This is a genomic window from Salinivibrio costicola subsp. alcaliphilus (assembly GCF_001996185.1).
In the GTDB taxonomy this organism is placed as follows: Bacteria; Pseudomonadota; Gammaproteobacteria; order Enterobacterales; family Vibrionaceae; genus Salinivibrio; species Salinivibrio costicola.
Window position 1 is genome coordinate 1 of the sequence record NZ_MUFR01000094.1, and the last position, 1,477, is coordinate 1,477.

Here is a 1,477-nt window from a genome sequence, read left to right on the forward strand (position 1 = left end):
GATGGCGACATTGCAAATAGCGTTAACCGTGGCGGGGCTCGACCCGCAACCGTTCGTGGTGGTGGACTACCAAGGGGACGAGTGCCTCTCTCACCAAGCCGGCCTGAATGGTAACCCGGTGTATGGGTTCCAGTATGAGGTGGCCTTGGCGAGCCGCCATACCGACATCACGCCAGAGCAAGTGGTCGACAAGCCCGTGCAGCTGACGCTGTGGCGCAACGGTGAGTTGGTCAAACGGGTACAGGGCATCGCCAGTGCCTTTAGCCAAGGTGACATTGGTCATCACTTTACCCGCTACCGCTTAACCTTGGTGCCCGCCCTGTATCGTCTGTCGCTTCGCCAAAACAGTCGTACCTTCCAGCACCAAACCGTGCCGACTATTCTAGAAACCCTGCTCACGGAAATGGGGGTGACGGAGGTGAGCTTCTCGCTAACCCGTGACTATACCGAGCGCGAATACTGTGTCCAGCACCGTGAAAGTGACTTGGCGTTCTTCCACCGCTTAGCGGCAGAAGAAGGCTTGGTGTATCACCATGAGCACGATGCCACCACCCATACCCTGATAGTGACCGATGCGCCAGATAGCTTGCCCCAGCTTGACAGTCCTGTGCCCTATAATGCTGTCAGCGGCGGTCGCACCGACACGCCGTATATCGATGGCCTGACACGTCACACCGCGGCGCAGCCTAGCCACACGGCGTTAAAAGACTACAGCTTCAAAAAACCGCGCTACAGCTTCCAACAAGCGGCGCAAGCCGATGGCATTGATTACCAGCGTACCGACAGCTACGAGCACTTTGACTTCCCGGGCCGCTTTAAAGACGACGCCACCGGCCAGGCATTTAACCAAACCCGCTTAGAGTACTTACGCCGTGAGGCCGAGCATGCCAACGGGCAAAGCAATGAGCCGGCATTACGGGCGGGCTATCGCTTTACCATCAGTGACCATCTGGATGAGGGCGTCAACCAAGCGTGGCAAGTGGTGCGGGTGCACCACCAAGGCAGCCAACCACAAGCACTGGAAGAAGAGGGCGGCCAAGGCGCCACCACCTACAACAACCAGTTTATGCTTATTCCTGCCACCACCCCGTGGCGTGCAACCCCCACACCCAAACCTCAAGTGGATGGCCCCATGATAGGCACCGTGGTGGGACCGGACGGCGAAGAAATCTTCTGTGATGAACACGGGCGAGTGAAAGTCCACTTCCCGTGGGACCGTTATTCCAACGGCGATGACAAAAGCAGTTGCTGGATACGGGTGGCGCAAGGCTGGGCAGGCAGCCAATACGGCATGATGGCCATACCCCGCATTGGCCATGAAGTGATTGTGTCCTTCTTACACGGTGACCCGGACCAACCGATTATCACCGGCCGCACGTATCATGCCACCAATGTGCCGCCTTATACCTTACCGGCACACAAAACCAAGACGGTTTGGCGCAGCGAGAGCCACCAAGGCGAGGGCTACAACGAGCTC

The 1,477-nt window shown here is 58.0% G+C and carries 1 protein-coding gene; it reads left to right on the forward strand.

Features of this window, described 5'->3' with window-relative positions:
- Position 1 precedes the first annotated feature (1 nt).
- Positions 2-1,477: type VI secretion system tip protein TssI/VgrG (gene tssI, locus BZJ21_RS15265; protein WP_077670253.1), on the forward strand; the 1,476-nt coding region annotated here is incomplete at its 3' end.